General features: G+C 62.7%; 8 protein-coding genes. 3 read left to right on the top strand and 5 right to left on the bottom strand.

Annotated features, from left to right (window positions below; genetic code table 11):
• Positions 1-303: hypothetical protein (locus tag Q7V03_RS04555; protein ID WP_304924421.1), on the top strand; the 303-nt coding region annotated here is incomplete at its 5' end.
• A gap of 39 nt (positions 304-342) precedes the next feature.
• On the opposite strand, the gene Q7V03_RS04550 is transcribed toward Q7V03_RS04555, so the two are convergent.
• Entirely contained in the window at positions 343-2,007 is a 1,665-nt protein-coding gene (locus tag Q7V03_RS04550; protein WP_304924420.1) for an amidohydrolase, read from the bottom strand.
• 68 nt (positions 2,008-2,075) lie between these two features.
• Positions 2,076-3,059, bottom strand: a complete 984-nt coding sequence (locus tag Q7V03_RS04545) for an agmatinase (RefSeq protein ID WP_304924419.1) — start codon at positions 3,057-3,059, stop codon at positions 2,076-2,078.
• 182 nt (positions 3,060-3,241) lie between these two features.
• Between Q7V03_RS04545 and Q7V03_RS04540 the strand changes: the two genes are divergently transcribed.
• Entirely contained in the window at positions 3,242-3,619 is a 378-nt protein-coding gene (locus tag Q7V03_RS04540; RefSeq protein WP_304924418.1) for a polymer-forming cytoskeletal protein, read from the top strand.
• Positions 3,620-3,690: 71 nt separating this feature from the next.
• On the opposite strand, the gene Q7V03_RS04535 is transcribed toward Q7V03_RS04540, so the two are convergent.
• Positions 3,691-4,110, bottom strand: a complete 420-nt coding sequence (locus Q7V03_RS04535; RefSeq protein WP_304924417.1) for a PaaI family thioesterase — start codon at positions 4,108-4,110, stop codon at positions 3,691-3,693.
• 55 nt (positions 4,111-4,165) lie between these two features.
• On the opposite strand from Q7V03_RS04535, the gene Q7V03_RS04530 reads away from it, so the two are divergent.
• Positions 4,166-4,954 carry an enoyl-CoA hydratase gene (locus tag Q7V03_RS04530; RefSeq protein WP_304924416.1) on the top strand — a complete coding sequence of 263 codons (789 nt, stop codon included), beginning with the start codon at positions 4,166-4,168 and terminating at the stop codon, positions 4,952-4,954.
• A gap of 17 nt (positions 4,955-4,971) precedes the next feature.
• Here Q7V03_RS04530 and Q7V03_RS04525 read toward each other — a convergent pair whose 3' ends face one another.
• The gene (locus tag Q7V03_RS04525; RefSeq protein ID WP_304924415.1) at positions 4,972-6,159 is read right to left on the bottom strand and encodes an MFS transporter; all 1,188 of its coding nucleotides are present in this window, start codon (positions 6,157-6,159) and stop codon (positions 4,972-4,974) included.
• Positions 6,156-7,604: a carboxypeptidase M32 gene (locus tag Q7V03_RS04520; protein ID WP_304924423.1), complete on the bottom strand. Its 1,449-nt coding sequence runs from the start codon at positions 7,602-7,604 to the stop codon at positions 6,156-6,158. Before Q7V03_RS04520 ends, Q7V03_RS04525 begins: the two co-directional genes overlap by 4 nt.
• Positions 7,605-7,622: the final 18 nt, after the last annotated feature.

Genomic DNA, 7,622 nt, shown 5'->3' with positions numbered 1-7,622 from the left:
CACAAAATAACCAGATCGCCCGAACTTCGGGCGTCTTGCCGTCGTGTATCCAAATTCTGTTACGAGCGTCTCATCTCGCTTCCGTCCGCGTCCCGTCTGCATCGCTGCGTCTGTTTCGCTTCGGTAAGGCGGTGTTTAGGGAAAGCCGCCGAAACCCGCAAGAGGAAAAATGCACAGCTTCGTCATTTTCTTGTCACGCTCAATGTTTACAGGGGTTTTCCATACACGCTGCCGCCGCGCCAGGCAGAAGCGGCAAAGGCAAAAGGCGCAAATCCGGGTTTATCCCCGGATCTGCGCCTTTGATTCGGACTTCAACGCCCCGAATCTTTCCGAATCCAGCCCTCAGGCGGCGAATCCCACGCCCTGATGGGTGATGTTTCCGCCCGCAATCGTCAGCGCGATTCCAGTCTGGCCCAGATCAGCCACATCCACCGACTCGATATCGCCATCAATCAGCACCAAGTCCGCCGCCAAGCCCACAACCAGCTTGCCGGTGACGCCTTCCATATGCGCGGCCCAGGCCCCACCCGCCGTATAGGCGTAAAGGCTATCCATCAGACTGAACCGCTCATCCTTAGCCCCCTCATACGGCACCCGAGTCAGCGCCGCCTGAAGTCCCCGCATCACCGAGACATCCGTCACCGGCCAATCAGAGGCAAAAGCCAAGGGCGCGCCCTGATCCGCAAGAGACTTCCACAGATAGGCATCGACCCAACGGCTACGATCAAACACCGTCTCCATCGTCGACATCGGAAAATCCATCGCCCCCGGAGGATGCGGTGGCTGCACAGAGGCCGTGATCCCCAACGCCCCCAACCGCGCAATATCGCTGCGCGCGATCAACTCGATATGCTCAATGCGGTGGCGCATATCGCGCAGACCATTGGCCACGCCCGCCGCCTCATAGCCGTCAATCGTGGTACGCACCGCGCCATCGCCAATCGCATGCACAGCAATCTGCAAGCCCCGCCGATCAATCTCCACACAGATCGCCTTGAACCGCTCCGGCTCGAACAGAGGCTCGCCGCGTTCCGTGGTCCCCGGATAGTCATTCAGCATGAAGGCCGTGCGGCTATCGACCACGCCATCCATGAACATCTTGACGAACCCCGACGACACCCAGTCGTCCTTATACTCCGCCGTCATGGCGCTGGCCCGGTCCAGCTCGGACAATGCCATATGCGGTTTGAAGTGGAACGGCACCTTTACCCGCGCGGTCAGCCGCCCCTCTTCCTGCATTTCCCGAAGCAGTTGGCAGGTGTAGCGATTGCCGTCCATGTTCACCATCGAGGTGATGCCATGCGCCGCGCAATGCGCCAGTCCTGCCGCGATCTTATCTTTATCCCTGGCGCGCACCGCATCCGAAGGCCAAGGCTCCGGCTCCCCTCCGGTCGCGATGCCCAGTTGCAAATGCGCCTCGCCACCCAAAGCCAAAATAGGCCCAAACGCCTCAAACTCGCGCAACTCGCCCGAGGCCGTGCCGTCCGCAGCCATCACCACCTCATGCCCATGCGGCATCGCAGCCCCATGCAGCAGCCCCGCCGCGGCCAAAGCCGCAGTATTTGCCCAAACCGTATGGTGGTCAGGCGACATCATCGCAATTGGGCGATCCGCAATCACCCGGTCCAGATCCTGCCGCGTCACAGGTTCATCCAAAATCTCATAAGACGCCCCTTGCGCCATCAGCAAAGCATTGCTGGGATACTGCAACGCATAGTCCTCAAACGCCGCCTTCAGCGCCGCAAAGCCATGTAAGCCACCAATCTGCAACTGCGTAAGCTCATTCCCACCCAGCACCAGATGCAAATGGCTTTCAAAGAACCCCGGCAGCAACGTCCGCCCGCCCGCGTCAATCACCCGCGTATCAGCGCCAGCCAGCGCGCCAACCTCAGCCGCCGACCCCACAGCCACAATCTTGCCGCCCGCCAAAGCCACAGCCTCTGCCCGAGGCCGCCCCGCATCCATCGTCAAAACCTTCGCATTGGTCACAATCATCTCAACGGCCATCTTGGTCATCCTCTCTGCTCAAATATCCCACGGGGGTCCGGGGGTGTGGAACCCCCGGTCACGCCCTCTCAGTCGCGTAACGCTGCAACCCGCTCGGCCATCACGCACAGCATCTCGAACATGATCGAGATCCCCAACCACGCCGTCCCACCACTGGCATCAAACGGCGGCGAGACCTCAACCAGATCAGCCCCCACGATATTGACACCCTTCAACAGCCGCGCCACCTGTAGAGCCTGCCACGAATTCGGCCCGCCAATTTCAGGCGTCCCCGTCCCCGGCGCAAAGGTCGGGTCCACAAAGTCGATGTCATAGGTAATATAGGTATCGCCCGATCCCACGATCTCACGCGCCTCGGCCATCACATCTTCCACGCCCCGCGCGTGAAACTCTTCGATCGCGATGATGCGGATGCCATTGGCCGCCGCGAAATCCCAATCTTCCCGGCCGTAAGCCGTGCCGCGAATGCCGATCAGACAATAGCGCTTGGGGTCAATCAGCCCTTCCTCCACCGCCCGCCGAAACGGCGTGCCGTGGTTGTACTTCGAGGTGCCGAAGTAAACGTCGTTCAGATCGGTATGGCTATCAAACTGGATCATCCCCACGGCGCGCTGCTTCGCCACCGCCCGCAGGATCGGCAAAGAGCACAGATGATCGCCGCCCCCGGTCAGCGGCAAAACCCCCGCCGCGACGACGCGATCATAAAACGCCTCCATCCGCGCCAGAGAATCCGTTAAATCTGCCGGATTAGGCGCCACATCGCCCAGATCGGCGCAGTTGGCCAATTCAAACGGCGCGACCCACGTCACCCCATTCATCGCCCGGATCATGGTCGACAAATCCCGCAACTGCCGGGGACCGTGCCGAGGGCCGGGCCTGTTGGTGGTGCCGCCATCCCAAGGCGCGCCAATTAACCCGATCTCCACCTCGCCAAAGCGCGCGTGGTCAAACGGCACATGCGGCAGCCGCATAAACGTCGGGATGCCTGCGAATCGCGGCAGATCAAAGCCAGAGACCGGCGCGAAAAATTCATTCATATTGCGGAGCGTCATATCCTGCCCCCCCCTTCGGGGCGATTCTTACACCCCATATGATCAAATCCTTCGGCGCTTGTCAGCCGAACCACGACCCGCATTGCCGTTTCGCGACACCGCCCGCCAGTCCAAGGCTTGACCCGCAGCCCGCCATGGGTCCTTATCTGCGCAACAAGCCCTTTCGTGCCCAAGGATTTCGCATGTTTTCCAAGCCCGCCGACCCTACTGCCCCGCCGACTCGCCCCACCAGCGGCAATGTCAGCAGCAACAACCGCTCTGTGCTGTCGTCTGATCTGAAGATCATCGGCGATATCTCCTCCACCGGCACCATCGAAGTGCTGGGCGAGATTGAGGGCACGCTGTCCGCGCATGGCCTGCTGATCGGTGGCGAAGGCCGCGTCTCGGGCCAAGTCTCGGCTGAGACGGTTGAGGTCAAAGGCAAGCTTGAGGGCCGGGTTGACAGCCAGACCTTCACCCTGCGCGCCGCCGCCCAGGTCACCGCCGACATCAGCTACACCACCCTGATCATCGAAAGCGGCGCCCAAATCGAAGGCCGCTTCACCAAAGCCAAGGCGTAAACCGCGCGGCAACAGTCTATCCGCCCATCTACAAAAGCCTAAGGTGCGCTTCAGCGCACCTAACCCCGCCGCTACCGCGCAGGCGGGATGGAATAGGTCAGCCCCGCCCGCGCCACGGGCTCGGCCATCCCCTTCGAAAACAGCATCACATCCCCCACCGCCAAGCTGCGCCCCAGCTTCAACACCCGCGCCTCGGCCAGCATATCCACCCCCGCCGCAGGCTTGCGCATGAAATCCACACTGCAACTTGTCGTCACCGCCAAAGCCACCGGGCCAATCCGGCTGAGAATCGCCAGATACATCGCCACATCCGCCAGCGCGAAAATAGCTGGCCCCGACACCGTGCCACCCGGCCGCAAATGCTTGTCCTGCACCCGCAAGCGCAGACACACCCCCGCCCCATCCGCGCGCTCGACCAGAAAATCCTCTGCCACCTGCGCAAACTCCTGCGCCAGAAACCCCTGCAACTCTGCCGCTGTCATCACGATCATGCTTTCCCCCTGCCCGACACCCGCCTAGAGTTCCGCCATTCCAAGGAGGGATGCAATGAGCAACGAGATCCTGTTACGCCACGACACAGACGGCATCGCCAGCCTCACCCTCAACGCCCCCGCCAGCTTCAACGCGCTGTCGACCGCGATGCTGACCGCGCTGCAAACCGAAATCGCCCGCCTGCACGCCGATCCCAGCATCCGCGTCGTCATCCTGAAAGGCGCCGGCAAAGCCTTCTGCGCTGGCCATGATCTGCGCGAAATGCAAGCCGCCCGAACCGCCCCCGACCAAGGCCGTGACGCTTTCGAAACCCTGTTCGCCCTGTGTGCCAAGGTCATGCAAGCCCTGCAAAACCTGCCCCAACCTACCATAGCGCAAGTCCACGGCGTAGCCACCGCCGCAGGCTGCCAACTCGCTGCCTCTTGCGACATGATCACCGCACCAACCGGCACCCGTTTTGGCGTCAACGGCATCAACATCGGTCTGTTTTGCAGCACGCCCATGGTCGCCCTTACCCGCAAAATCTCGCCCGCCATCGCCTTTGAGATGCTGACCACGGGCGCTTTCATCGACGCCACCCGCGCCTACAAGATCGGCCTGATCAACCGCCTCACCACCCCCGAAAGCCTCGAGTCTGAGACCCAAAGCCTCGCCGCAACCCTCGCCGCCAAACTGCCCGCTGCCCTGCGCCTCGGCAAAACCGCCTTCCGTGACACCAGCAGCCTTCACACGGCCGAAGCCTACGCCGTAGCCTCGGCCACTATGGTCGAAAACATCATGCTGCAAGACACCGACGAAGGCATCACCGCCTTCCTTGAAAAGCGCCCGCCAAACTGGACATAAGGCGGCGTTCACCCCGCCTAAGCCGACCCACCCCGCCGCAACAACCCCAGCCCAATCGCCAGCCCACCCAAACCCATCGCCAGACAAAACCCGTAGACCAGCCCCGGCCCGCCCAAATGCAACAGCACCGCGCCGACCGAGGGCGCGGCAGCCGAGGCCAAAATCGGGGCCACCGCCACCGCGCCCGAGATCGCCCCAAATCCCCGCCGCCCCAGAATATCCGCGATCAGCATCGGCCGCAGGATAGACAGCAACCCCGCCCCCGCCCCCTGCAACGCCGCAAAAGCAAAGATCAAGAGCGGCCACCAACCTGCAGTCAACAACGCAAGGCCCGCCAAGACGACGCCGATCAGCGACCACACCGTCGCCCGCGCATTGCCGATCCGCGCGCCCTGAAACAGCAGCACCAACCGCCCCAAAACTTGGCTTGGCCCAATGCAAGCCGCCGCCAACACCGCCATCCCAGCCTCCGCCCCGCGATCCGCGAACAGCATCAGCACATAGGTCAGCAAAATCCCGTGGTTCAGCCAGATCATGCCAAACACCACCGCAATCGCCCAAAACGCCGGACGCCGCATCGCCTCGGCCAACGCCCCCGGCGCGGCTTCAACCGAAATCCCGCCCGCCCGCTCCATCCGCCGCAGACTGCGCACCGCATAGGCATTGATCGGCACTGCCAGCAACATCAACCCGGCAAAGGCAATCAAAGCCCCCTGCCCGCCCAAAGCCCGCCCCAGAAAATCGCCCAAAGGAAACGCCAAAGTTCCGGCAAATCCCGCCACCAGCGTCACCCTGGTGATCGCGCCTCGCGCCTCGCCCCCCAAACGCCGAGTCAGAAACGCAAAGCAGGATTCATAAAGACAACACGCCTGCGCCGCCCCGATCACCGCCCAAATCGCCCACCAGATCAGCGGCGATCCCGCCAGCCCCAACCCCGCCACGCCCAGCGCGGCCAAAATCGGCGCATAGGTCAGCATCTCGCCGCCCCAACCGCGATCCACCCAGCCCCCGGTGAACGGCGTCAGCGCCGCCATTACCAAAAACCCCAGCGTCGGCCCGAACGCCAGTTCTGCCACCGACCAGCCCGTTGCCACCTGCAAATCCGGCAAAAGCGCAGGGAACGCATAATACACCCCGGCGTAGGTCAGCGTCTGCCCAAGCGCCAGCAGCCAAACCGCCGCCGCTTGGCCGGAAAACCAACTCACAACCGATACAAATCCCCGAACTTCGCCTCCAGATAATCCAGCAACGGCCCCTCGCTCGGCTCAAACCCGCAAGCCTGCGCAATCGTGTCACGCGGGCTGCGCAACCCGCCATGGCGCTGCACATTCTCGCGCAGCCAACCCACCGCTCCCGAGGTATCGCCCACCGCCAATGCCGCATCCAGCCCCGGCACCGCCGCCCGCATCGCTTTGTTCAAACAGCCCGCATAGACATTGCCCAAAGAATAGGTCGGGAAATAGCCAAACAGCCCCACCGACCAATGCACATCCTGCAACACGCCATGGCTGGGCTTGTCCACCACCTGCCCGAAATCTGCGAGGAACCGATCATTCCAAGCCGCCTCCAGATCATCCACGCCCAGATCACCGCGCACCAACGCCCGCTCCAGATCAAACCGCATCATGATATGCAGGTTGTAATGCACCTCATCGGCTTCGGTCCGAATGAACCCCGCATGCACCCGGTTCACCGCCGCGTAAAACGCCTCCGGCCCCTCCACCGACAACGGCCCAAACCGCTCCACCATCTGCCCATAGATCCACCCGGTCAAAGCCCGGCCCCGCCCGATCTGGTTCTCATAAATCCGGCTCTGGCTTTCATGCACCCCCATCGACACGCCATGCCCCAGCGGAGTCATGCCGTAATCCGGGTCAATAGCCAGCTCGTAGCTGGAATGGCCAACCTCGTGGATCGTCGAATACAGACAGTTGAACGGATCGCTCTCTACCACCCGCGTGGTGATCCGGCTGTCGTCGCCGCCCCCCGAAGAAAACGGATGCACCGCCAGATCAATCCGCCCCCGGCTCCAGTCATAGCCAAACGCCGTCGCCACATCCCGCGCCAACCGCAACTGCGCCTCTTGCCCGAAATGCCCCGACAACCCTGCCGGAGCCTTCGCCGCCAACACCGCCGCACGCAACGCCACCAACCGAGGCCGCATCCGGTCAAACATGCCGCCCAAACTCGCTGCCGTCGCCCCCGGCTCGTAATCATCAATCAACGCGTCATAAAGATCGCCGCCCTCGGCCAGGCATTCCGCCTCGCGCCGCTTCAACCCAATCACTTCCCGCAAAGTCGGCAGAAAATCCGCCACTTTCTCGTCCGCTCGCGCGGCCGCCCAAATCCCCTGCGCCAGCGACGTCACCCGCGCCAATTCCTGCGCCAGATCTCCCGGCACCTTCACCGCCCGCTTGTAACTACGGTCAATCTGATACAACTGCGCCGCCGCCGCAGCATCCACCGCCTCGGCATCCGCCAACCACTGCGCAATCTGCGGATGGCTGCGCCGCGCATGCAGCACGCCCTCCATCGCCGCCATCTCAATCCCGCGCTGATCCGCCCCACCGCGCGGCATCATGGTTTCCTGATCCCACCCCGTCCGCTCGGCAATCTTGCCCAAAGCCTCGGTGTCGCGCTGATAGGCCATCAACTCTACATAAGCCGT

The organism is Cypionkella sp., from assembly GCF_030652235.1.
Taxonomy (GTDB): Bacteria; Pseudomonadota; Alphaproteobacteria; order Rhodobacterales; family Rhodobacteraceae; genus Cypionkella.
This window is presented reverse-complemented; position numbering and strand designations above follow the sequence as displayed.

Excerpts from the sequence above, each read along its gene's own strand:
- Q7V03_RS04540 (WP_304924418.1), top strand. The coding sequence starts at position 3,242 with ATGTTTTCCAAGCCCGCCGACCCTACTGCCCCGCCGACTCGCCCCACC.
- Q7V03_RS04550 (WP_304924420.1), bottom strand. The coding sequence starts at position 2,007 with ATGGCCGTTGAGATGATTGTGACCAATGCGAAGGTTTTGACGATGGAT.
- Q7V03_RS04530 (WP_304924416.1), top strand. The coding sequence starts at position 4,166 with ATGAGCAACGAGATCCTGTTACGCCACGACACAGACGGCATCGCCAGC.
- Q7V03_RS04535 (WP_304924417.1), bottom strand. The coding sequence starts at position 4,110 with ATGATCGTGATGACAGCGGCAGAGTTGCAGGGGTTTCTGGCGCAGGAG.
- Q7V03_RS04545 (WP_304924419.1), bottom strand. The coding sequence starts at position 3,059 with ATGACGCTCCGCAATATGAATGAATTTTTCGCGCCGGTCTCTGGCTTT.
- Q7V03_RS04520 (WP_304924423.1), bottom strand. The coding sequence starts at position 7,604 with ATGGCCTATCAGCGCGACACCGAGGCTTTGGGCAAGATTGCCGAGCGG.